This is a genomic window from Actinoplanes sp. NPDC051513 (assembly GCF_044454685.1).
GTDB lineage: Bacteria > Actinomycetota > Actinomycetes > Mycobacteriales > Micromonosporaceae > Actinoplanes.
Window position 1 is genome coordinate 386,641 of record NZ_JBITDW010000007.1, and the last position, 20,386, is coordinate 407,026.

Annotated in this window: 24 protein-coding genes and 1 tRNA gene; 13 read left to right on the plus strand and 12 right to left on the minus strand. The window is 69.5% G+C overall.

All coding sequences use genetic code 11. The annotated features are described in order from the left end of the window. Positions 1 to 6: 6 nt before the first annotated feature. Both ACIA5D_RS24805 and ACIA5D_RS24810 read right to left on the minus strand, forming a co-directional pair. Positions 7 to 1,074 carry a 4-oxalomesaconate tautomerase gene (locus tag ACIA5D_RS24805; RefSeq protein ID WP_396032530.1) on the minus strand — a complete coding sequence of 356 codons (1,068 nt, stop codon included), beginning with the start codon at positions 1,072 to 1,074 and terminating at the stop codon, positions 7 to 9. Then, positions 1,067 to 1,768: a 4-carboxy-4-hydroxy-2-oxoadipate aldolase/oxaloacetate decarboxylase gene (locus ACIA5D_RS24810; RefSeq protein WP_396032531.1), complete on the minus strand. Its 702-nt coding sequence runs from the start codon at positions 1,766 to 1,768 to the stop codon at positions 1,067 to 1,069. Before ACIA5D_RS24810 ends, ACIA5D_RS24805 begins: the two co-directional genes overlap by 8 nt. Before the next feature lie 276 nt (positions 1,769 to 2,044). On the opposite strand from ACIA5D_RS24810, the gene ACIA5D_RS24815 reads away from it, so the two are divergent. The 4 genes from ACIA5D_RS24815 (at position 2,045) to ACIA5D_RS24830 (ending at position 5,725) form a co-directional block, all read left to right on the plus strand. Next, positions 2,045 to 3,718, plus strand: a complete 1,674-nt coding sequence (locus ACIA5D_RS24815; protein WP_396032532.1) for a tannase/feruloyl esterase family alpha/beta hydrolase — start codon at positions 2,045 to 2,047, stop codon at positions 3,716 to 3,718. A 117-nt stretch (positions 3,719 to 3,835) separates the two neighbouring features. Next, positions 3,836 to 4,642 carry a LamG-like jellyroll fold domain-containing protein gene (locus tag ACIA5D_RS24820; RefSeq protein ID WP_396032533.1) on the plus strand — a complete coding sequence of 269 codons (807 nt, stop codon included), beginning with the start codon at positions 3,836 to 3,838 and terminating at the stop codon, positions 4,640 to 4,642. Between the two features lie 62 nt (positions 4,643 to 4,704). Next, positions 4,705 to 5,163, plus strand: a complete 459-nt coding sequence (locus ACIA5D_RS24825) for an excisionase family DNA-binding protein (protein ID WP_396032636.1) — start codon at positions 4,705 to 4,707, stop codon at positions 5,161 to 5,163. Between the two features lie 16 nt (positions 5,164 to 5,179). After that, complete coding sequence (locus ACIA5D_RS24830; RefSeq protein WP_396032534.1) at positions 5,180 to 5,725, plus strand: PIN domain-containing protein; 546 nt, start codon at positions 5,180 to 5,182, stop codon at positions 5,723 to 5,725. Positions 5,726 to 6,108: 383 nt separating this feature from the next. Here ACIA5D_RS24830 and ACIA5D_RS24835 read toward each other — a convergent pair. Both ACIA5D_RS24835 and ACIA5D_RS24840 read right to left on the minus strand, forming a co-directional pair. After that, positions 6,109 to 6,179: transfer RNA gene (locus ACIA5D_RS24835), tRNA-Gly, on the minus strand. 53 nt (positions 6,180 to 6,232) lie between these two features. Next, positions 6,233 to 6,733, minus strand: coding sequence for a pyridoxamine 5'-phosphate oxidase family protein (locus tag ACIA5D_RS24840; protein WP_396032535.1), 501 nt, complete (start codon positions 6,731 to 6,733; stop codon positions 6,233 to 6,235). 75 nt (positions 6,734 to 6,808) lie between these two features. On the opposite strand from ACIA5D_RS24840, the gene dcd reads away from it, so the two are divergent. Continuing rightward, positions 6,809 to 7,387, plus strand: a complete 579-nt coding sequence (dcd, locus tag ACIA5D_RS24845; RefSeq protein ID WP_396032536.1) for a dCTP deaminase — start codon at positions 6,809 to 6,811, stop codon at positions 7,385 to 7,387. Between the two features lie 43 nt (positions 7,388 to 7,430). Here the strand turns inward: dcd and ACIA5D_RS24850 are convergent, their stop codons facing one another. Together ACIA5D_RS24850 and ACIA5D_RS24855 are read right to left on the minus strand one after the other, a co-directional pair. Beyond that, positions 7,431 to 7,910, minus strand: coding sequence for a YcxB family protein (locus ACIA5D_RS24850; RefSeq protein WP_396032537.1), 480 nt, complete (start codon positions 7,908 to 7,910; stop codon positions 7,431 to 7,433). Positions 7,911 to 8,002: 92 nt separating this feature from the next. Continuing rightward, entirely contained in the window at positions 8,003 to 8,866 is an 864-nt protein-coding gene (locus ACIA5D_RS24855) for a TIGR03620 family F420-dependent LLM class oxidoreductase (protein ID WP_396032538.1), read from the minus strand. A 61-nt stretch (positions 8,867 to 8,927) separates the two neighbouring features. Here ACIA5D_RS24855 and ACIA5D_RS24860 point away from each other — a divergent pair, with 61 nt between their 5' ends. Next, positions 8,928 to 9,203 (plus strand): YciI family protein, encoded by a 276-nt coding sequence (locus ACIA5D_RS24860; protein ID WP_396032539.1) that lies wholly within the window; start codon positions 8,928 to 8,930, stop codon positions 9,201 to 9,203. Here the strand turns inward: ACIA5D_RS24860 and ACIA5D_RS24865 are convergent. After that, on the minus strand, positions 9,188 to 9,727 hold the full coding sequence (locus ACIA5D_RS24865; protein WP_396032540.1) for a phosphoribosyltransferase: 540 nt from the start codon (positions 9,725 to 9,727) through the stop codon (positions 9,188 to 9,190). The two genes, ACIA5D_RS24860 and ACIA5D_RS24865, sit on opposite strands and share 16 nt — an antisense overlap. A 112-nt stretch (positions 9,728 to 9,839) precedes the next feature. On the opposite strand from ACIA5D_RS24865, the gene ACIA5D_RS24870 reads away from it, so the two are divergent. Next, positions 9,840 to 10,970 carry a PP2C family protein-serine/threonine phosphatase gene (locus tag ACIA5D_RS24870; protein ID WP_396032541.1) on the plus strand — a complete coding sequence of 377 codons (1,131 nt, stop codon included), beginning with the start codon at positions 9,840 to 9,842 and terminating at the stop codon, positions 10,968 to 10,970. 12 nt (positions 10,971 to 10,982) lie between these two features. On the opposite strand, the gene ACIA5D_RS24875 is transcribed toward ACIA5D_RS24870, so the two are convergent. Next, on the minus strand, positions 10,983 to 11,132 hold the full coding sequence (locus ACIA5D_RS24875) for a hypothetical protein (RefSeq protein ID WP_396032542.1): 150 nt from the start codon (positions 11,130 to 11,132) through the stop codon (positions 10,983 to 10,985). Positions 11,133 to 11,380: 248 nt separating this feature from the next. Between ACIA5D_RS24875 and ACIA5D_RS24880 the strand changes: the two genes are divergently transcribed. Beyond that, positions 11,381 to 13,237, plus strand: coding sequence for an acyl-CoA dehydrogenase (locus ACIA5D_RS24880; protein WP_396032543.1), 1,857 nt, complete (start codon positions 11,381 to 11,383; stop codon positions 13,235 to 13,237). Positions 13,238 to 13,288: 51 nt separating this feature from the next. Here ACIA5D_RS24880 and ACIA5D_RS24885 read toward each other — a convergent pair whose 3' ends face one another. Continuing rightward, positions 13,289 to 13,807 (minus strand): SixA phosphatase family protein, encoded by a 519-nt coding sequence (locus ACIA5D_RS24885; RefSeq protein ID WP_396032544.1) that lies wholly within the window; start codon positions 13,805 to 13,807, stop codon positions 13,289 to 13,291. Between the two features lie 89 nt (positions 13,808 to 13,896). Here ACIA5D_RS24885 and ACIA5D_RS24890 point away from each other — a divergent pair, with 89 nt between their 5' ends. Beyond that, positions 13,897 to 14,175, plus strand: a complete 279-nt coding sequence (locus tag ACIA5D_RS24890) for a DUF6458 family protein (protein ID WP_396032545.1) — start codon at positions 13,897 to 13,899, stop codon at positions 14,173 to 14,175. Positions 14,176 to 14,248: 73 nt separating this feature from the next. Here the strand turns inward: ACIA5D_RS24890 and ACIA5D_RS24895 are convergent, their stop codons facing one another. Beyond that, complete coding sequence (locus ACIA5D_RS24895; protein ID WP_396032546.1) at positions 14,249 to 15,085, minus strand: SDR family oxidoreductase; 837 nt, start codon at positions 15,083 to 15,085, stop codon at positions 14,249 to 14,251. 118 nt (positions 15,086 to 15,203) lie between these two features. On the opposite strand from ACIA5D_RS24895, the gene ACIA5D_RS24900 reads away from it, so the two are divergent. Then, on the plus strand, positions 15,204 to 15,563 hold the full coding sequence (locus tag ACIA5D_RS24900) for a winged helix-turn-helix transcriptional regulator (RefSeq protein WP_396032547.1): 360 nt from the start codon (positions 15,204 to 15,206) through the stop codon (positions 15,561 to 15,563). On the opposite strand, the gene ACIA5D_RS24905 is transcribed toward ACIA5D_RS24900, so the two are convergent. Beyond that, positions 15,554 to 16,231 (minus strand): hemolysin III family protein, encoded by a 678-nt coding sequence (locus ACIA5D_RS24905; RefSeq protein WP_396032548.1) that lies wholly within the window; start codon positions 16,229 to 16,231, stop codon positions 15,554 to 15,556. The two genes, ACIA5D_RS24900 and ACIA5D_RS24905, sit on opposite strands and share 10 nt — an antisense overlap. Positions 16,232 to 16,310: 79 nt before the next feature. Between ACIA5D_RS24905 and ACIA5D_RS24910 the strand changes: the two genes are divergently transcribed. Genes ACIA5D_RS24910 through ACIA5D_RS24920 form a run of 3 tightly spaced genes read left to right on the plus strand, consistent with a single transcriptional unit; the run spans position 16,311 to position 18,617 of the window. Next, the gene (locus tag ACIA5D_RS24910) at positions 16,311 to 16,916 is read left to right on the plus strand and encodes an allophanate hydrolase subunit 1 (RefSeq protein WP_396032549.1); all 606 of its coding nucleotides are present in this window, start codon (positions 16,311 to 16,313) and stop codon (positions 16,914 to 16,916) included. An 8-nt stretch (positions 16,917 to 16,924) separates the two neighbouring features. Beyond that, entirely contained in the window at positions 16,925 to 17,827 is a 903-nt protein-coding gene (locus ACIA5D_RS24915; RefSeq protein ID WP_396032637.1) for a biotin-dependent carboxyltransferase family protein, read from the plus strand. Then, positions 17,823 to 18,617, plus strand: a complete 795-nt coding sequence (locus ACIA5D_RS24920; protein WP_396032638.1) for a LamB/YcsF family protein — start codon at positions 17,823 to 17,825, stop codon at positions 18,615 to 18,617. Before ACIA5D_RS24915 ends, ACIA5D_RS24920 begins: the two co-directional genes overlap by 5 nt. Here the strand turns inward: ACIA5D_RS24920 and ACIA5D_RS24925 are convergent. Further along, complete coding sequence (locus ACIA5D_RS24925; RefSeq protein ID WP_396032550.1) at positions 18,559 to 20,346, minus strand: NHL domain-containing thioredoxin family protein; 1,788 nt, start codon at positions 20,344 to 20,346, stop codon at positions 18,559 to 18,561. The genes ACIA5D_RS24920 and ACIA5D_RS24925 overlap by 59 nt on opposite strands. Between the last annotated feature and the right edge of the window lie 40 nt (positions 20,347 to 20,386).

Sequence of the window (20,386 nt, forward strand, 5' to 3'; positions counted from 1 at the left end):
CTTTACCTATGCGCGGGGGAAGGCGATGCCGTCGAAGAGCTTGCGGGCGGTGCGGATGACACCCGAGCGGAGCACTTTCTTGCCGTCGACGATCACGTCGACCAGCAGGTGGCCGGTGGGGTGCTCGACGTCGACCTGAGAGCTGTCCGCCGGCCAGCCCGCGGTGAGCTCGTGACCGACCGCGCCGGGCAGCAGCATGCCGGTGACCACGCTGATCGCGGCCAGCACGCCGATCGAGGTGTGTGGCTGCACCGGGATGAACGAGCGGGTGCTGATCCCGCCGCCGTCACGGGGCGGGGCGAGCAGCACGGTCTTGGGCAACGACCCGGGATCGCCGCCGAGGCCCATCAACTGGGCGGCCTTGCGCCGGAACGCGTCGATCCGGTCGAGCAACGGGCGGTCGGCGGCGAGCAGCGCGTGCGACTCGTACCCGGTCAGGCCGAACTCCTCGGCCATCGCCAGCGCCACCGGCATGCCGTTGTCGACGCAGGTCACCTCGATGCCGTCGATCGCGTCGCGGATGTTGCCGGTGGGCAGCAGGCTGCCCGTGGCCGAGCCCTCGGTGTCGGCGAACGCCAGCACGATGCCGGCCGCGCTCTGGGGAACGCCGGAGATCACGACGCCGCCGCGGTACTCGACCTTGCCGGCGGGCGTGGCGAACGTGGCGACGGCGACGCTGTCCGAGTTGACCATGCGGATGCGCACACTGGTTTCCTGATCGCCGGCCGGGACCAGGCCACGCTCGACGGCGAACGGCCCCACACCCGCCAGGATGTTTCCGCAGTTCTGCTGGGTGCTGACCGTGGGCTCGTCGACGCCGAGCTGCAAGAACAGGTAGTCGATGTCGGCCGACAGGTCCTCGGAGCGGCTGATCACGGCGACCTTGCTGGTCAGCGACGTGGCGCCGCCGAGACCGTCGATCTGCCGCGGGTCGGGCGTGCCCATCAGGCGCAGCAGCAGGTCGTCGCGCTCGGCCGGGTCGGCGGGCAGGTCGGCCGGCTCGAAGTAGAGGCCGCGCGAGGTGCCACCGCGCAGCATCATGCAGCGGACGCCGGTGCTGTCATAATCAGTCACCTTTTACGTACTCCTCATAGGAGACGTACTCGATGCCCAGCCCGGGCAGCTTGTCGCGCAGGCCGTACCGGTCGAGGCCGAGCTCGCCCTCGGCGAAGGCCGCCCTGGTCGCGGCCTCCTTGTCGAGCCGGGCCCGGCCGGCCGTCAGTGCGCGCGGCACGTCGAGGCGAGGCACGATCGTGACGCCGTCGTCGTCGCCGAGGATCACGTCGCCGGGGTGGATGGTCTGGCCGCCGAGCACGATGGGCACGTTCACAGCCCCGGCGGTCGCCTTCACCGAGCCCTGCGCGCTGATCGCGCGGGACCAGACCGGGAACTGCATCTCACGAAGATCGGCAACATCGCGTACGCCGCTGGCCAGCACCGCCCCGCGCACGCCACGGTGCTTCAACGCGCCGGCGAAGAGCTCGCCGAACAAGCCGTCGGTGGAGGGGGAATTGGTCGCGACGACCAGGACATCGCCGGGGCGGCACTGCTCGACCGCCACGTGGATCATCAGGTTGTCGCCGGGCCAGCAGAGCACGGTGACCGCGGTGCCGCCCATCTTCGCCCCGGGCCAGGCCGGGCGGAACTCGGGACCGAGATAGCCGACCCGGCCGAGGGCCTCGTGCACGGTGGCCACGCCGTAGCCGCCCAGGGTGCCGGCGTCGTCGATGTCCGCCCGCGGCGGATCGATTACCACGACGGTCCTCATGCCCAAGCCTCCCGGTTCCCGGCGGGACTTGGTGGCGCGTCGCGCTCCGCCCCGCTGCGCCGCTGTTACGGGTTAGAGCCTAGGGGGCGCACGCGGATTGTCAACAATCGCGCCGACAGGTTTCCGGCCCCCTGGTCTTCGTCCCGCCGTCGCCACCCCGCAGTTCGTTGATTGTTGACAATATTGGCTGCCATCTTGTTTCCAAGATGTGTCGAGGTTTAACGTGTGGCCCAATCCAGCTCGGACGATGTCACCCTCCGACGTAGGAGATCGCACATGCTGAGACTCGCGGCGGCCGTGGCCGCCCTCCTTCTCTTGCCGGCTCCGGCTCACGCCTCGGCAACGTCGTCTTCCTCCCACGAACTGCGCGCCGTCAAACCGGTGATGCAGTGCGCCGACGTGACCGGGATCCACCTGCCCGGCGTCACGATCACGTCGGCGACGACCACCAGCGCGGGGGCGCCGGCGCCGTACTGCGCGGTGACCGGGACCATCGCGCCGGCCAACACGATCGTCATGCGGCTGCCCACCCAGGGGTGGACGCAGCGCTACCTGCAGACCGGGTGCGGCGGGCTCTGCGGCAGCTCGAACATCAACTACACGCAGGCCGCGACGTGCCGGCCGATCGTCGACGGGACGATCGCCAGCGCCACCACCGACATGGGCCATCAGGGGCAGAACGACGGGTCGTGGGCCGCCGGGAACCCGCAGGCGCAGATCGACTTCGCGTACCGCGGGGTGCATGTGACCGCGGTGGTCGCCAAGGAGATCATCAAGCGGTTCTACGGCCGATCGGCCGCGTACAGCTACTTCGACGGGTGCTCCGACGGCGGGCGCGAGGCCGTGATGGAGGCGCAGCGGTACCCGGACGACTTCGACGGGATCGCGGCGGGCGCGCCGGCCAGCAACATCGTCGTGCAGAACACCTTCCACCACGCGTGGAACGTGCTGGCCAACAAGGACTCGGCGGGCAACTACATCCTGCTCGCAGACAAGCTGCCGGTGATCCACGCCGCGGTGCTGGCCGCCTGCGATGGGCTCGACGGGGTGGTGGACGGGGTTCTCGACGATCCGCGAAATTGCCGCTTCGACCCGTACACGCTGGTTTGCTGGTCTTCGGCGTCTTGTCTCACCCGAGCGCAAGCGACGGTCGTGCGCAAGCTGCACGACGGCGCCACGGACGCCTTCGGGAACCGGCTCGAGCAGCCGATCTCGCACGAGTGGGGGTCGGAGCTCGACTGGACGCTGTTCGTGCCGGCCGCGCAGGGCCAGACGACGTTCAGCGAGAACATCGCGCTGTCGTTCCTGCGATATCTCGCCTACTTCAACGTGGCCGCTCCCTCTTACTCCTTGACGGACCTGAAGTTCACCAAGGCATCGTTTTGGAAGACCGTGCAGACGTCGCTGTATCTGTCGGCGACCGATCCGGACCTCACCCGGTTCCAGCGGGGCGGCGGGAAGCTGATTCTCTGGCACGGCTGGTCCGACCAGCACATCTCGCCGCAGGCGACGCTGAACTACTACGACGCCATGAAGTCGACGATGGGGTCGCGCGCGGTGGACAGCTTCGCGCGGCTGTATCTCTTCCCGGGGATGGCGCATTGCGGGGGCGGGGTCGGGCCCAGCACGTTCGACGTGCTCACGCCGGTGATGAACTGGGTCGAGCACGGGGTGGCGCCGTACCGGATCATCGCGTCCAAGGTGGACGCCGGGGTCGTCACGCGGACCCGGCCGGTTTATCCGTATCCGGCGGTGGCCCGGTACGACGGGTCGGGGAGCACCGATGACGCGGCCAACTTTGTGGCCTATACGCCGCGGAGCTCGTCGTCGGTCGGGTACCAGTGGCTCGGGGCGCCGCTGTACACGCACGGGTATCAGGGAGTTTGCCGGGCCGTGGACGGGAAGCTCGTCTGCACTCCCGACCGGTTGATCTTCTCTCGTCGTCATTGATCGTTGGGACCCCGGCCCTCGCACGCCGGGGTCCCACTTTCGGGTGCTTTCCGATGCATTTGCGGGCGGGCCCGGTTTGGATTGGCCTCTTCGCTGGGTAATCCGGACAATTGCCGCATGTCTCGTCACAGGCGGCGTCTCGCCCTCACGGGAGTGCTTCTCCTCATCGCCGGGCTCGTCCCTTCCCGCGCGTCGGCCATCACGCCACCGGCCGACGGTGTCCTGCCCTCCTCGGACCTGCGGGCGGCCCTACCTGCCGGCCGGGTCGGCGTCGGATCGGCCCCGGTCAGCCTGCGTTACACATTCGACGGTGGGGTGCGGGAGCCGATCACCGACCTGGCGGGCGGCCACCAGCTGCGGCCGCTCGCACAGAACGGGGGCGCGCTCCGGCTCGTACCCCAGGGTCTTGGTCTTGCCGTCGCCTACCCGGACCGATGCACCCTCGCCCGCGAGATCGACTGCCCGCGGGCAATCCTCGAGGGTCTCCGCGACGACGAGCTCAACCCCGGCACGCGGACCTTGCAGTACGGCGCGTCGGTGCTGATGACCCACGGCGACCTGTCCGACGGGGCGAATGTCGTGCAGAAGGGCTATTCGGTCGGCGGGGTGAGCCAGTTCAAGCTCCAGGTGGACCATCGGCTGGGGCACCCCAGCTGCGTGATCACCGGCCGTACGGGCGGCATCTATCGCGCCGAGCCCTGGGTGGATGTGGCCGACGGCCGCTGGCACGACTTGACGTGTTCCCGCTCCAACAACCGCCTGACCGCGATCGTGGACGGGGTGTCGCGGGCGTGGGTGCGCGTGCCCCCGCGGTTGTCGATCGCCAACGCCGAGCCGCTGCGCGTCGGCGGGAAGGGCCCAGCCCAGGGCAACGACCAGTACGCCGGCGAGATCGACAACGTCTTCCTCACGATCGGCGACTAGGGCAACGCTGTTGCGTTGATTGCGCTTGTTGCGGATAATTCGTTTACCTTGGGGAGGTGGAGATGTCTGCGGCGGCGTTGAGTTCGGTGAGCCCCGACGAGGAGTCGGTAGCGGTGGCGGCCGAGGCGCTGCCCCGCGTCCAGCAATACCTCCGCAGCCACCCGTCCGGTCCGGCGACTGTCCGCGTGATCGACGACGAAGACGGCGCCGAGCTTGCCGTTCCGCGTGGAGCGGTCGAGCTGCTGGCCCGGATCCTGGCGCACATGGCCAACGGGCACAGCGTCTCGGTGGTGCCCGAGCACGCGGAGCTCACCACCCAGCAGGCCGCCGACCTGCTTAACGTGTCTCGGCCGTACCTGATCGGCCTGCTGGAGGCCGGCGAGATCGAGTTCCGCAGAGTCGGCACCCACCGCCGCGTGCTGGCCGGCTCAGTCCTCGCCTACAGAATCCGCGACGACGCACGGCGCCGAGCCGCGGCGGACGAACTCGCTCAGCTGGCCCAGGACATGGATCTGAGTTAGCGGTATGCCCTTTGTCGTGGTCTACGACGCCAGCGTGCTGTATCCGAGCACGCTAAGGGACCTGCTCATCCGCATTGCGCAGTCCGGGCTCGTGCAGGCCAAGTGGACCGAAGACATTCTCGACGAGATGTTCCACGCTTTGCGTCGGCAGCGCCCTGACCTCGACTTCCGCAAGCTGGAGCGGACCCGAGCCCTCATGGCGACGGCTGTTCGTGACTGGAAGGTCAGCGGTCACGAGGCGCTGGTCGACTCGCTCAAGCTGCCGGACCCGAACGACCGGCATGTGCTCGCTGCGGCCATCAAGGCGCGAGCCCAGGTGATCGTCACCGCAAATCTCCGTGACTTCCCAGCCGACGAGTTGCGCAAGTGGGACGTTGATCCGAAATCTCCCGACGAGTTCGTGCGCGACCAGATAAGCCTCGACCGAAGCGCGATCTACGCGTCAGTGCAACAGATCGCCGACTCGTGGAAGAACCCACCAGGCAGCATCGACGACGTCCTGGACCGGCTGGAACGTTCAGGTTTGGCGATCAGCGTCGCGGAACTTCGCGCTCGCCCCTGAACCCATCGGATGCCCGTCCGACGGATGCACCGGCTGGGACTCGCGGTTCAGCTCAGGCTCGAGCCCCCGCCGTCGAGGTGACCTTCCGATTTACCAGCAGCGACAACCGGGCTTCTTTCGTCGCGGAGGCCAAGCGGCTACTGCCGGGGCTGTGGCGCCCGATCACGACGAACGATCACGATCCCGCTACTCCGCGCCGCTAGCGTCGAGTAGCGGCGCGTTGATCGCGAGGCCCGCCTAAAGCCAGGCCCGATCCGAACACGACCGTTCCCGACTCCCGCGGAGCGACCACCGCACCGTGGGGGTTTGGGGGTCGCCCCCCAGGCTGGCACGCGAAGAGGCCCCGGCCCGCGCTTTCCGCGGACACAGGGCCCCTGCCACTGAGCGGGTGACGGGAATCGAACCCGCACTGTCAGCTTGGGAAGCTGATGTTCTGCCATTGAACTACACCCGCAGCGGGCATCACTGTACCTGATTCGTGACAGCCGCGGCGGGAGCGGCCCGCCGCTAACTCGCTATGGCGAGGGGGCGGGATAACTCGGCTTGCCAGGTGCGGGACATGGGGTGGACCGTCGGGCTTGCCGCCAGGGGGAGGGCGCCCGTGGGGCCGTGGCGGCGGAGGGTCGCTGTATCGATCTGGAGCTCGTAGAGGTGCCAGTCGACCGCCGGCGATGCCCGCCAGGCCTCGGACAAGGTGGCGATCACGACCGGGTCGTGGACTCGGGTGGCTCGGCCCGTGAGGAATGCCTCGTCGTCGCTCTCTTCCGGGGGAAAGGAGTGCAGGGCGTAGCGGCCGTCGCGGGCCAGGTCGCGCCGTTTGGGGGACGCGACGATGAAGCAGTAGAGGCCCTCGTCGGTGATGACGGGGGACACGGGGTGGACCCGGGGGCCGCCGTCGGGGCGGACTGTGGCCAGGTAGGCCATGCCGGGGCCGTACTGCTCGAACAGGGCGCGGATGGCTGTTGCCAGCGACGGGTCGGCGGCGGCGAAATCGGACCAGGAAGCCATGACGTGATTCTATCGAACATATGTTCGACACGCCCAGGAAAACACGCCGAAAGTGCAGCTCGGTATGGTGTTGCGATGCTGCTCTCCGACCGCGACCTCGTCAGCGAGATCAAGTCAGGCGATCTCGCCCTCGAGCCGTTCGAGCCGGCGCTGATGCAACCGTCCAGCATCGACGTGCGGCTGGACAGGTTCTTCCGGGTGTTCAACAACCACCTCTACACCCACATCGACCCGGCCGAACAGCAGGACGACCTGACCGCGCAGGTCGAGGTGGCCCCGGGCGAGGCGTTCGTATTGCACCCGGGTGAGTTCGTGCTCGCCTCCACGCTCGAGGTGATCACGCTGGGCGAGCAGCTCGCGGGGCGGCTCGAGGGCAAGAGCAGCCTCGGGCGGCTGGGGTTGCTGACGCACTCGACGGCCGGCTTCATCGACCCGGGCTTCTCGGGGCATGTGACGCTCGAGCTGTCCAATGTGGCCAACTTGCCGATCAAGCTGTGGCCGGGCATGAAGATCGGGCAGCTCTGCATCTTCCGGCTGTCGAGCCCGGCCGAGCATCCGTACGGCTCGGCGGTCTACGGCTCCCGCTACCAGGGACAACGCGGCCCCACGCCGAGCCGTTCGGCGCAGAACTTCCGCACCTGGCCGACCGCCTGACGCAGCCGTTCATAGGCCGGCGGACGCGGGCGGCGTTGAAGATCTAGGCGCGGCGCACCTGCACGCCGTGGCCGGCGGCGGCGCCCAGGACCTGGTCGATCTGGGCGCGGGTCAGGCCGGCCGTCGGCACGGGGAGGAATCGGGTGCGGCTGCGGCCGAAGATCAGCTGGCCGGGGGCCTCCTCGACGGAACGGAAGGCGTTCCAGGCGTAGGCGTGGCGGGCCGCCAGGCTCGAGCTGGCCACGCCGCCGTCGCTGATCTCGTAGGTGGTGAGGTCGCTGTCGCGCAATGCGTCGCGGGTCCCCGTGTTGACCAGGAACATCGGGATGCCTACCGCGATGAGGGCGCCGGTCAGGAGCAGCGTCAGGTAGGGACCGCCGTCGGTGGCCACCTCGAGGATCAGCGCCAGGGCGATCGCGGCCCAGCCGAGCCCGCGTGCCGTCAGCAGCAACGGTCGCAACCCGCGGCGAACCGCGGAGGCAACCTGGCGGGCGTCCGGCCGTGTGGTGATCTGAAAGAGCACTCCAAAAATGTAACTTTTCCGAGTCTTGCCCGGGTATGGGCCGGTCGGTGGAGGCCACGACGACGTGATGGCGGAGCGGCCGTACCGGTCGATCAGGGTTTCAGCAGCTTGGCCAGGCGGCGCCATTCGTCTCGGGGGAGATGGTCGGTGGGGTCGGCCGGAAGGATCTGGATGGCCACCTGGTCGGCGCCCGCCTCCAGGTGGGCGTTGATGCCGGCCCGGATCGTGTCGTCATCGCCCCAGATCACGGCCTGGTCGAGGAAACGGTCGCTGCCTTCGTCGGACAGGTCGGCGTCGGTCAGGTCGAAGCGGCGCAGGGCGTTCGTGTAGTTGGGCATCGCCAGGTAGGTGCGGGCCATGCGGCGGGCCACCTCGTGGGCCTGGGCGCGATCGATGCCCAGGAAGACCTTCTGCTCGGGGATCAGCAGGCGGTCGGGGCCGAGAATCGAGCGGGCCTCGGTCGTGTGCGCGGGCGGCATCAGGTAGGGCAGGGCGCCGGCCGTCAGGTCGCGGGCGGCGGCGAGGGTCCTCGGGCCGAGCGCGGCGATCAAGCGCTCGGTGGGCGGGACCTCGCGGAGCTTCTCCGTCAGGAACGTGCGGAGACGGGTCAGCGGCTTCTCGTACAGCAGGCCCAGCGCCTCGGCGGTGGGGGCATGGCCCGAGCCGACCCCCAGGTAGAAGCGGCCGGGGAACTGGCCCTGGATGCGGGCATGGGACGCCGCCAGGCGGGGGCCATCGCTGCGCCAGATGTCGACGATGCTGGTGCCGACGACCAAGCGGGACGTGGCCGCCAGCAGGGCCTCGGGCAGCAGCAGGTCGTCGGGCGGGCTCCCGCCTATCCAGACCGAGGCGAAGCCGAGAGCCTCCAGTTCCTGGGCGGCGCCGGCGGTCTGCCCGGCGTCGTCCGGCCAGTGCTTGCGGGAGATCCAGATTCCGTAGCGCCCGAAGTCGTCCACACCTCGGATCGTACGATCGGGAGCGATCAACCGCCGGGAGAGGAACGTCACCGTGTACTTGATGATCTCGACTTATCTGGTCCCGCTCGACGAGGTCGCGAAGGTCCGCGATGAGCATCTGGCCTTTTTGGAGGGCCTGTTCGCGCAGGGCACGCTGGTCGCGGCCGGGCGGCAGGAACCGCCGGTGGGCGGCATGGTGCTGCTCGACGTGGCCGACGAGGCAGCGGCGCGCGAGGTGATCTCGCATGACCCGTACGTGTTGCGTGGTGTCGCCGAGTATGAGGCGCGCGGCTGGAGCCCGACCGTGGGCGCGTTGAAGGACTACGGCAAGTCCTGACCGCTGAGGAGTCCGCGAATGTTCAGCTCGGCGGAAACATCGGGCGAACATTCGTCGACGATCACGGCGGTGCCGACGTAGTTGCCGGGGAACAGGCTGCGCAATGCCCGGCACTGGGCGCCCGTGGCCGCCCAGTCGTCCACCACCAGCACGCGGTCGTCCGGGCCGGCCAGCCCTGCCCGTACGCCCAACTGTTGTTGATCTCCTCGGTGATCACTGGGAACCGTTGCCCAGATCATCGGCTCCGCGATGGGACGCCGTGCCCCGGCGCGATAGGCCTCCACGAATCCGGCCCCCAAAGCCCGCGCCACCAGGGGGCCCACCAGAAACCCGGTGACCTCCGGCGAAACGACCACCGTCGGGGAAGCGGTGCGGAACAGGGCGGCCAGCGCGTCCCCGAGACCGGAAATGATCAGAGGATCCCGCCACCAGCCGGAGCGGTCGCTGACCACGTAGCCGCTGCCGTCGCCGGGATCGGTCCATCGGAAGCGGGACCGGAGGAGATCACGAAGATCGACTGCCACGCGGACATCCTGTCACCATGGCCGGGCCGACCGACCCCCTGCGATGAAACGGGTGGTTAGAACCGAGTCAGACTAGGGGTCAAGTTGATGCAGTGACTCGCCCTGATCGGGCATGCTGTTCCGCGTAACCATGCCGACTCTTACACCGGGCCGCCGCCGCCCGCTCAGCCCTGGATCCCGCGCCGGTCTCGGCGCGGCCCTCGTGCTGCTCGCGGTCGTGTCCGCCGTGGAACTCGCCGACGGTCCGCACGCGCATTTCGTCGGGCTGCTCGCCGCCGTCCCGTTCCTCGCCGCGATCTTCGCCTTCTGGCAGACCGTGCTGGTGGCGGGAGCGCTCGCCATCATCGTGGGGATGGTCTTCGTCGGGGTCGACACCGCGCAGGGCATGTCCGGCGTGGTCAACATCGTCGGCGTCATCGTGGCCACCGGCATCGCGGCGGCGGGGGCGACGATCCGGCAGCGGCAGGCCGACCGGATAGCGGAGCTCCAGCGGCTCGCGGCGGTGGCCCAGCAGGCGGTGCTCCGTCCGATCGGGCCGCAGGTGGGTTCGCTCGCCGTCGCCGGCCGCTACATCTCGGCGACCGCGGCCGCGGACATCGGCGGCGACCTGTACGAGGCTCTGGACACGCCCTACGGCGTACGCATCATCATCGGTGACGTGCGGGGGAAGGGACTGGATGCGGTTCGCCTCGCGAGCATCGTGCTCGGGTCCTATCGGCACGTCGCCTACGAGCGGGCCGATCTCAAGGCGGTGGCCGCCGATCTCGACCGGGCGGTGGCTCGCAGCGTCGGCGACGAAGACTTCGTGACCGCCGCGCTGGTCGAGGAGCGGGGCGGGACGCTCACGATCGTCAACTGTGGACATCCGGCGCCGCTGCTGCTGCGTCGTGGTCAGGTGATTCCGCTGGAGCCGGCGGCGCCGGCGCCCCCGCTGGGCTTCATGCCGGAGGTCAAGGCGCGGGTGGAGCGTCTGGAGCCGGGGGATCGGCTGCTGCTGTTCACCGACGGGCTGGGCGAGGCGCGCCGGGACGGCGAGTTCTTCCCGACCGCGGACCGAGCGTGGCGGCTGCTCGGGCACGGCACGGTGGGCGACGGCCTGGCTTCGCTGGAGACCGCGCTGGTCGATTGGGTGCGCGGCCGTCTCGAGGACGACATCGCGCTGGTGCTTCTGGAATACACGGGGCCCGGCGAGGGGCCGACCGTGCCCATGCCGAGCTGGGAAGTCGGCGCGGCCGGGAGCTGAGCGGCCCGGGAGCTAGGCGGCGGAGTCGGCCTTCTCGGGCTCCTCGGAAGGGGCCGGCGAGACCGGCGGTACCTCGTCGGCCTGGCGGTGTTTCCCGGTGTAGTTGCGCGGCTGGTGGGCCTGGCGAGGCTCGGGAATCAGATTTTTGATAGTGCCGAACACGGTGCGCCCCCTTGGATCCGACAAAGAGAGAACCTCTATCGGAAGCAACGAGCGACGAGACCGCTCGATACGTCGGTGTGACGGTCGTCGACTGTTATTGGCCGAACGGCTGTCCGCCGACCGCCGATCCGCCGGTTCGTGACAGAACCCCTTGTGTCTTGTCGGCTCCTACCGATGGGTAATACAGTGGGAGTTACTGACGGGTAACTCGCGTTTCACTCGCGTCGTTCGGAAGCGGGGCCAGCTGTATGACTCACTACAAGAGCAACCTTCGAGACCTCCAGTTCAACCTGTTCGAGGTCTTCGAGGCTGATCGTGCGTTCGGCCAGGCGCCGTACGATGAGATCGACGTCGACGCCGCGCGCGACGTCCTCGCCGAGGTCAACCGCCTCGCGACCGAGGATCTTGCGGCGAGCTACACCGATGCCGACCGCAATCCGCCGGTCTTCGACCCGGCCACGCACACCGCGCCCTTGCCCGAGTCGTTCAAGAAGTCGTTCGCGACCTGGATGGCCTCCGAGTTCTGGCGCCTCGACCTGCCCTCCGAGCTCGGCGGCACGCTGGCGCCGCGGGCCCTGTGGTGGGCGCTGGCCGAGAACGTGCTGGGCGCGAACGCCCCCGTCTGGATGTACTCCTCGGGCCCGTCCTTCGCGCACGTCGTGCACACCGAGGGCACTCCCGAGCAGAAGAAGTGGGCCAAGCTCTTCGTCGAGAAGCAGTGGGGCTCGACCATGGTGCTCACCGAGCCGGACGCGGGCTCGGATGTCGGCGCCGGCCGCGCGCGGGCGATCCCGCAGCCGGACGGCTCGTGGCACATCGAGGGCGTGAAGCGGTTCATCACGTCCGGCGAGCACGACATGAGCGACAACATCATCCACTACGTGCTGGCCCGGCCGGTCGGCGTCGACGGCGTGGGCGGCCCGGGCACCAAGGGCCTGTCGCTGTTCATCGTGCCGAAGTACCACTTCGACGCCGAGAGCGGCGAGCTGGGCGAGCGCAACGGCGTCTACGCCACGAACGTCGAGCACAAGATGGGCCTCAAGGTCTCCAACACGTGCGAGCTGACCTTCGGCGAGCACGGGACCCCGGCCAAGGGCTGGCTGCTGGGCGACGTGCACCAGGGCATCCGGCAGATGTTCATGATCATTGAGTACGCCCGGATGATGGTCGGCACGAAGGCGATCGCCACCCTGTCCACCGGTTACCTGAACGCGCTCGAGTACGCCAAGAACCGCGTCCAGGGCGCCGACCTGGTGCAGAACGACGACAAGGCCGCGCCTCGCGTCACGATCACCCACCACCCCGACGTACGCCGCTCGCTGATGCTGCAGAAGTCGTACACCGAGGCGTTGCGCGCGCTGGTCATCTACACCGCTACCTGGCAGGACAAGATCGCCATCGCGCAGGCCGCCGGCGACGAGAAGGCGGCCAAGGCCGCCGCCAAGGTCAACGACCTACTGCTTCCGCTGGTCAAGGGGGTGGGCTCCGAGCGCGCGTACGAGCTGCTGGGGCACGAGGCGCTGCAGACGTTCGGCGGCTCCGGCTTCCTGCAGGACTACCCGCTCGAGCAATACGTCCGCGACGCGAAGATCGACACCCTGTACGAGGGCACCACCGCGATCCAGAGCCTCGACCTGATCTTCCGCAAGATCGTGAAGGACCAGGGCCGCGCGCTCGCCGCCCTCGCCACCGAGATGCAGGGCTTCGTCGAGAGCGAGGCCGGCAACGGCCGGCTCAAGGAGGAGCGGCTCGCGCTCGGCAAGGCGCTCGGCGAGGTCCAGCAGATCCTCGGCGTGACCATGGGCTGGCTGGGCGCGGTCCAGGGCGGCGAGACCCGCGAGCTGTACAAGGTGGGCCTCAGCTCCCGCCGCGTCCTGCTCGCGCTCGGCGACGTCGTGCTCGCCTGGCTGCTGCTACGCCAGGCAGAGGTCGCGCTGAAGGCGCTCGGCCGCGAGGTCTCCGAGGCCGACAAGCACTTCTACGAGGGCAAGGTCGCGGCGGCGCGCTTCTTCACCCGCGAGGTGCTGCCGCGGGTCGGCGCCGACCGCCGCATCATCGAGAACACCACTCTGGACATCATGGACCTTCCCGAGGAAGTGTTCTGATCTGACGCAGACCACGAGGGCCGCCCCCGCCAGGGCCGCCCTCGTCTCTGTTCAACCCCGGGCCGTGTGTCGCTCGACCAGGCGCATCGAACCGGGCTCGGTTGTGTCCCAGCCGTTCTCGGTGCGGTGCACCGCCAGGCCGGCGGTGCGCAGCTCGACCTCCTGGCCGTCCCACTGCTCGTCGGGGATGAGCATGATGGACACTTCGGACACGGTCGGGTTGTGGCCGACCACCAGCACCGTGTGGACCGTGTCGGGGACCGTGCGGAGCAGGTCGAAGACCTCGGTACGGCCGCCCCCGTACAGGCTCTTCTCGTAACGCACCTCGGGGCTGACGCCGGCCTGCCCGGCCTGGGCCAGTGCGATCGAAACGCCCTGCCAGGTCTGCCGGGTGCGCGCCGCGGATGAGCAGAGGACCAGGTCGGGGTGGATGCGCTCGTCGGCCAGCCAGGCGCCGGCCGCGTCCGCGTCGTTCTCGCCGCGGGTGGTGAGCCGGCGGTCGAAATCGGGGTGGTCGCCGGGGGGCTCGGCCTTGGCGTGGCGGAGAAGTACGAGCGTCCGAACGGTCATGGAAACAGCTTGCCTGATTACGGATCGGACCGCCTGGGTAACCCCACACCGAGGCATTGACCCCGGTAAGGATCAAAGGAGGCCCGGCGATGGGCATCGGCGGAAGTATCTTCCTGCTGGCGGTGGGGGCGATCCTGGCGTTCGCCGTCAACGCGGACATCAGTGGACTCGACATCAACGTCATCGGCTGGATCCTCATGGCCGCCGGCCTGGTCGGGCTGATCGTCACGCTCTGGTACTGGAACAGTCGTCGCCGGACCGTGGTGACCCGGCAGTCCCAGACGCCGGTCGCGGGCCCGAGCTACGCGGCCGAGTACCGCGAGACGCGTCGTGACGACGGACCCCCGCCCCCGCCCCCCGGCTACTGATCCTCCCGAACCCGCGACGCCGACCCGCCGCCGCCCATCCCCCTGGCGGCCCGGGCCGGCGTCGCGCGCATGCTCAGGCGAGTGCGGCCCCGATCGAGGTGGCGAGCGGCGTAACCGGGTGGCCGAGCAGCGACTCCAACTGGTCGCGCGGCACGAACAGCGCGCCCTGCGACGCGGCCCGGTCCGAGTCCGCGAAGATCTCGGCGGCGGCCTGCGGGAGACCCACCCCGACCAGCAGCTCGGTGTACTTCGCTTCGGGCAGATCGATGTAGGTGACCGCCTTGCCGGACTGCCGGGAGATCTCGGCCGCCAGCTCGTCCATCGTGAACGGCTCGCCGCCCAGCTCGTACACCTTGCCGGCGTGACCCTCGCCCACCAGGACGGACGCCGCCGCCTCCGCGTAGTCGGCCCGCGGCGAAGCGGAGATCTTGCCGGTGCCGGACGCGCCGAACAGGCCGTGCTCGAGCGCCTGCGGGACGTTGTAGTTCTCGATGTACCAGCTGTTGCGCAGGATCGTGTGCGGCAGGCCCGAATCGGCCAGCAGCCGCTCGGTGAACAGGTGCTCGCCGGCCAGCTTCATGTCGGTGGTGTCGGCCTTGGGCGCGCTGGTGTAGACGACCAGGCCCACGCCGGCGCTCTTGGCGGCGGTGACGACGTTGGTGTGCTGCTGGATGCGCTTGCCGACCTCGCTGCCCGAGATGAACAGCACCTTGTCGGCGCCCCGGAACGCGTCGGTGAGCGAGTCGACGTCGTCGTAGGAGACCTGCTTCACGGTGATCCCGAGGTCGGCGATCTTCTCGACCTGGCGGCCGAGGCCGACGATCTCGCCGGCCGGGACGCCCTTGGCCAGCAAGGACTCGATGGCGAGGCGGCCGAGGTGCCCGGTGGCGCCGGTGACGACGATGGTCATGGTGTCTCCTTTGAGTTTCAACTCTGTCAGGAGAGACTAACGCCGCAGCTCAGCGCTCACTTCCCAATAGATAGTGGGCACCTTGAAGTGCAGTACTTACCCGAGAGATACTAGGCGGATGCAGCCCAATGCTTACGCCGCCGACTGCCCGAGCCGGCAGATCCTCGACCGCATCGGCGACACCTGGAGTGTGCTGGTCGTGGTGATGCTCGCCGACGGCATGCACCGGTACACCGAGCTGGCCAAGCGCATCCAGGGCGTGAGCCCCAAGATGCTCACCCAGACGTTGCGCGGCCTCGAGCGGGACGGGCTCATCACGCGTACGGTTCATCCGGTCGTCCCGCCGCGGGTCGACTACGCGCTCACCGAGCTGGGTCAGAGCCTGTACGGGCTGGTCGAGGGCCTGGAGAAGTGGGCCGAGGCGCACATCGAGGACGTGCAGGCGGCCCGTTCGCTGTACGACGAGGCTCAGGCGTAAAGGGCGAAATACACCGCTATGTGGTGGCAAATGGCCGCCACCAGCGTGCAGGCGTGGAAGAACTCGTGGTGCCCGAAGACGTTCGGCCACGGGTTCGGCCGGCGCAGTGCGTAGAAGACGGCCCCGACCGTGTAGATCACGCCACCCAGGGTCAGCAGTACCAGGCAGGCCACGCCGCCCTTGTGCAGCACGTCGGGCAGGATGGCGATCGCGGCCCAGCCCAGCGCCACGTACAGCGGCGCGCCGACCCAGCGCGGCAGGTGCGGCCAGACCGCTTTGAGCGCCACGCCGCCGATCGCGCCGCCCCAGATCAGGCTCAGCATCAGCGTGGCCTTGCCGGGCGTGAGCAACTGCACGCAAAAGGGTGTGTAGGTGCCCGCGATGAAGATGAAGATCATCGAATGATCCATGCGGCGCATGATCTGGTAACCGCGTTCGCTCCACACCCGCCGGTGGTAGAGCGCGCTGATCCCGAACAGGCCGCACACGGTGGCGCTGTAGATGAGGCAGCTCAGAAAGGGGGCGACGCCGGGGCGGCTGAGGGCGATCGAGCAGAGCACGATGCCGCCGACCAGGGCGACGAAGAACGCGTACTGGTGAAGGCGGCCGCGCAGGCGTGGCTTGCCGAGATCGGTCGGCTTCATCCGGAACGGGGCGGTAGTCGTCACGCCTCCCAGGTTACGGCACCGTAAGTTACTGGCAAGTAGTGAAGCCGCTCACCCCGGTGCATCCGGCAAGATGCTGTTCATGAGGGTAAGGCCCGTCGGTGGCTCCGCGCTGCTGATCGAGTGTCGCGACGGTGACGAGGTGGAGGCGTGGCGTGCCGACCTGTGGCGCCGCCGGGAGGCCGGTGAGCTGCGGTTCGCCGAGATCGTGCCGGGCGCGACGACGATCCTGCTCGATGGTGTGATTTCGTCGACAGCGTCGATGCTGGCCGAGCTGCCTCCGCCGCCGGCAGTCTCGGCGGAGGAGGGACCGCAGATCGAGATTCCGACCACGTTCGACGGCGAGGACCTCGCGGACGTCGCTTCGCGGTGGAATGTGTCACCGTCGGCGGCGGTGAGGCGGCTGACGTCGACCCCGTTTCGGGTGGCGTTCTGCGGCTTTGCGCCGGGTTTCGCCTATATGCGAGGGCTTCCGGAGGAGTGGTCGGTGCCACGGCTCGCCGCTCCGCGGCCTCGCGTTCCGGCAGGCTCGGTCGGCCTCGCCGGCAACTATCTCGGGATTTATCCGTCACCCTCACCGGGCGGGTGGCGGCTGGTGGGTCGCACCGATCTAAAGCTTTTCGACGTACGGCGTGAGCAGCCGGCCCTTCTCACGCCCGGGGCGCGCGTACGCCTCGCGCCGACGTGATCACGGTGATGCGGGCGGGCCCGTTGACCACGGTGCAGGATCTCGGCCGAACCGGATACGCCCACCTGGGAGTGCCGCGCTCCGGCGCGCTCGACGCTCCGGCGTTGCGGCGGGCCAACGTCCTGGTGGGGAACCCGGTCGAGGCCGCCGGCCTGGAGACGACCTTGATGGGGTGTGCCCTGCGGTTCGAGGTCGCGGCCGTGGTGGCGGTCGCGGGGGCCGAGGCGGTGGTGTGGGTCGACAAGCAACCGGTCGCGGCCGCGTCGGCGATCGAGGTCGCGGCGGGGGCGGTGCTCGACATCGGGCGGGCCAAGCGAGGGGTGCGCTCGTACGTGGCGGTGGCCGGCGGCATCGACGTCGAGCCGGTGCTGGGCAGCCGCTCGACCGACACGCTCTCGGGACTGGGCCCGCCGAAGCTCACCGACGGCATGACGCTACCCATCGGCAATGATCTTGTTGCTGATCGCCGCCGCCACGAACCGCCCCCGCCCGGTTGGGTGGGGCCAAGTGAAGCATCGGGGTCTGACAGTTTTCCGGCGTTGTCCACAGGGGCGGTGGGCTTCGGTGTTCCGGGCGGTGGCGAGTTGGCGCTGGGGGTGCGGCTCGGGCCGCGGGATGACTGGTTCGTGGCGGGGGAGCTGTTCGGGTCGCCGTACACGATCACGCCGTTGAGCAACCGCGTCGGATGCCGGCTGGCCGGCAGCGCCTTGACCCGCACCCAGGCCGGCGAATTGCCCTCGGAAGGCGTGGTGCTGGGTGCGGTGCAGGTGCCGGCCGACGGGCAGCCGCTGATCTTTCTGGCCGACCATCCGACGACCGGTGGCTATCCGGTGATCGGGGTGGTCGAGGACGTGACGCCGCTGGCGCAGGCACGGCCGGGGACTACGGTGCGTTTTCGTGCGATCGATTGACCTGAACGCGGACCTCGGCGAGGGCTTCGGCCGGTGGACGCTCGGCGACGACGAGGCCCTGCTCGACATCGTGACCTCGGCCAACGTGGCCTGCGGGTTCCATGCGGGCGATCCGGCCACCATGCATCGGATCTGTCGCGCCGCGGTGTCGCGCGGGGTGGCGGTGGGCGCGCAGGTCGGCTATCGCGATCTGGCGGGGTTTGGGCGGCGGCGGATCGACTACGACCTCGATGAGCTTCGTGACGATGTTTTGTACCAAATTGGAGCGTTGGAGGGGTTTTGCCGTGTGGCGGGCGGGCGTGTCGCCTACCTGAAGCCGCATGGTGCGCTCTACAACACGGCGGCCGTCGACGAGGGGCAGGCGTCGGCGGTGGTCGCGGCGGTGCGGGCCTATGACGCGGGGCTGCCGGTGCTGTGCCAGCCGGGGTCGGTGCTCGCCCGGATGGCATCGGCGGCGGGACTGACCGTGGTCGGGGAGGGCTTTGCCGATCGGGGCTACCGAGCGGACGGAACGCTCGTGCCGCGCTCGGCCGAAGGCGCGGTGATCCACGACCCGGACGCGGTGGTCGCCCGGGCGGTGCGGATGGCCGTCGAGGGCGTCGTCGAGACCCCGGACGGGTCGCTCGTCCCCTGCGCGGTCGAGTCGATCTGCGTGCATGGGGACACGCCCGGCGCGGCGGAACTGGCCCGGAGTGTCCGTGCTGGCTTGGTCGCCGCCGATCTGTCGGTGACTAGCCCTCGTCCATTCCGCGGAGGATCAGGGGAAGGCGCGACGGCCCGTCGGGTGTGACCACGACCGGCACTCCCCAATCCTGGCGGGTCAGGTGGCAGGCGGGGAACTCCTCGTCGACGTCGCACGTCGCGGCCTGCGCGATCACCTGCAGGATGCCCTTCGGGACCGCCGGGTTGATCACCAGCGGGCGGGACAGGTCGGTGGTCACGCCGGCGCCCTCCAGGAGGAGCTCCGGTGGCGCGGCCGACACCTCCAGGCGCGTCGACGGGCCGAACTGGGCGTCGAGCTTCTGGCCGGGCGCCGGGGTGAAGATGACGTCCAGTGTGAGCGGGCCGGAGGCGATCTCGGACGGCGGGCGCTCGGTCTTGTGGCGCTCGCCGGTGACCGTCTTCACGATGCCGGGAGCCAGGCGGGTGAGGCGGTGGCCCGCCGACTCGACGACGAACACCTCGCCCGAGGCGGTGACCAGCACATCGCTGGGCTCGGCCAGCCCGGAATCCACTGTTGACACCGAGTCGGTCGCCGGGTCGTAGCGGCGGACCGCGCCGTTGTACGTGTCGGCGACCAGCACCGAGCCATCGGGCAGGGCCGCCACGCCCAGCGGGTGCTGGAACAGGGCCTCCTTGGCCGGGCCGTCGACGTGGCCGAAGTCGAACAGGCCCTGGCCCACCGCGGTGTGCAGCACGCCGGCCTCGATGTAGCGCAGCGCCGACGTCTCGCTGTCGGCGATCCACAGGCGATCGCCGCCCACCGACAGGCCGGACGGCTGAGCCATCCACACGTCGGGGATCGGGCCGTCACGCAGCGACTCGACGGTCGTGCCGGCGTAGACGCCAACCGTTCCCGCCGTCGGATCGAACCACCACAGCTCGTGGATGCCGGCCATCGCGACGATGACCTTGCCGTCGTACCAGGCCACATCCCACGGCGAGGAAAGGTCGGCCGCCAGTGCCGGCTGCGTGCCCTCGACCGCCGAGCGCCACGGCCGGCCGGAGCCGGCCACCAGGGTGATCTCGCCGGAGCCGAGCGTCAGGCCGCGCAGCTGGTGGTTGACCGTGTCGGCCACCACGACGTCGTAGCCGACCTCGGCGGCGACCGCCGGCGGCAACAGGAGCAGGCCCTGCGGCTCGCTGAACGGGGCGCCGCGCTCGCCACTGCCGTAGCGGCGCACGATGGTCTCGCCGTCGGGGGTCAGCTCGACGATCGAGTGGCGGGCCGAGTCGGAGACCAGCAGGTTGCCGCCGGGCAGCTCGACCGCCTTGCCGGGGAAGCGCAGCAGGGTGTCGGCGGGGGCGGGCGGGACATACGGGCCGTTGCCGCGGTGCAGCGTGCCGTCCGCGGCGTGCTTCGCGATCAGCTCGTCGACCAGCCGGGACAGACCCTCGGCGTGGCCCTCGCCGGCCATCGACGCGACCAGGTAGCCAGTCGGGTCGATCACCGCGAGCGTGGGCCAGGCCTTCGCCGCGTACTGCCGCCAGAGGTGCATGTCGGCGTCGTCGATGACCGGGTGGCGCACGCCGTAGCGCTCGACCGCGGCGGCCAGCGCCTCGTGGTTCTGCTCGTGCACGAACTTGGGCGAGTGCACGCCGATGATCACGAGGGCGTCGCCGTACTTCTGCTCGAGCGGGCGCAACTCGTCGAGGACGTGCAGGCAGTTGATGCAGCCGTAGGTCCAGAAGTCGAGCAGGACGATCTTGCCGCGCAGGCCGGACAGGGTGAGGTCTTTGCCACCGGTGTTCAGCCAGCCATGGCCCCGCAGCTCGGGTGCCCGTACGCGCGCAGTCATCGCACCATCGTGCCGCACCCGGAGGCCGGGCCGGCACGAT

Coding starts and splice junctions, on each gene's coding strand:
- ACIA5D_RS24810 (WP_396032531.1), bottom strand. CDS start 1,768: ATGAGGACCGTCGTGGTAATCGATCCGCCGCGGGCGGACATCGACGAC.
- ACIA5D_RS24815 (WP_396032532.1), top strand. CDS start 2,045: ATGCTGAGACTCGCGGCGGCCGTGGCCGCCCTCCTTCTCTTGCCGGCT.
- ACIA5D_RS24820 (WP_396032533.1), top strand. CDS start 3,836: ATGTCTCGTCACAGGCGGCGTCTCGCCCTCACGGGAGTGCTTCTCCTC.
- ACIA5D_RS24825 (WP_396032636.1), top strand. CDS start 4,705: ATGTCTGCGGCGGCGTTGAGTTCGGTGAGCCCCGACGAGGAGTCGGTA.
- ACIA5D_RS24840 (WP_396032535.1), bottom strand. CDS start 6,733: ATGGCTTCCTGGTCCGATTTCGCCGCCGCCGACCCGTCGCTGGCAACA.
- dcd (WP_396032536.1), top strand. CDS start 6,809: ATGCTGCTCTCCGACCGCGACCTCGTCAGCGAGATCAAGTCAGGCGAT.
- ACIA5D_RS24860 (WP_396032539.1), top strand. CDS start 8,928: ATGATCTCGACTTATCTGGTCCCGCTCGACGAGGTCGCGAAGGTCCGC.
- ACIA5D_RS24870 (WP_396032541.1), top strand. CDS start 9,840: ATGCTGTTCCGCGTAACCATGCCGACTCTTACACCGGGCCGCCGCCGC.
- ACIA5D_RS24880 (WP_396032543.1), top strand. CDS start 11,381: ATGACTCACTACAAGAGCAACCTTCGAGACCTCCAGTTCAACCTGTTC.
- ACIA5D_RS24885 (WP_396032544.1), bottom strand. CDS start 13,807: ATGACCGTTCGGACGCTCGTACTTCTCCGCCACGCCAAGGCCGAGCCC.
- ACIA5D_RS24890 (WP_396032545.1), top strand. CDS start 13,897: ATGGGCATCGGCGGAAGTATCTTCCTGCTGGCGGTGGGGGCGATCCTG.
- ACIA5D_RS24895 (WP_396032546.1), bottom strand. CDS start 15,085: ATGACCATCGTCGTCACCGGCGCCACCGGGCACCTCGGCCGCCTCGCC.
- ACIA5D_RS24900 (WP_396032547.1), top strand. CDS start 15,204: ATGCAGCCCAATGCTTACGCCGCCGACTGCCCGAGCCGGCAGATCCTC.
- ACIA5D_RS24910 (WP_396032549.1), top strand. CDS start 16,311: ATGAGGGTAAGGCCCGTCGGTGGCTCCGCGCTGCTGATCGAGTGTCGC.
- ACIA5D_RS24915 (WP_396032637.1), top strand. CDS start 16,925: ATGCGGGCGGGCCCGTTGACCACGGTGCAGGATCTCGGCCGAACCGGA.
- ACIA5D_RS24925 (WP_396032550.1), bottom strand. CDS start 20,346: ATGACTGCGCGCGTACGGGCACCCGAGCTGCGGGGCCATGGCTGGCTG.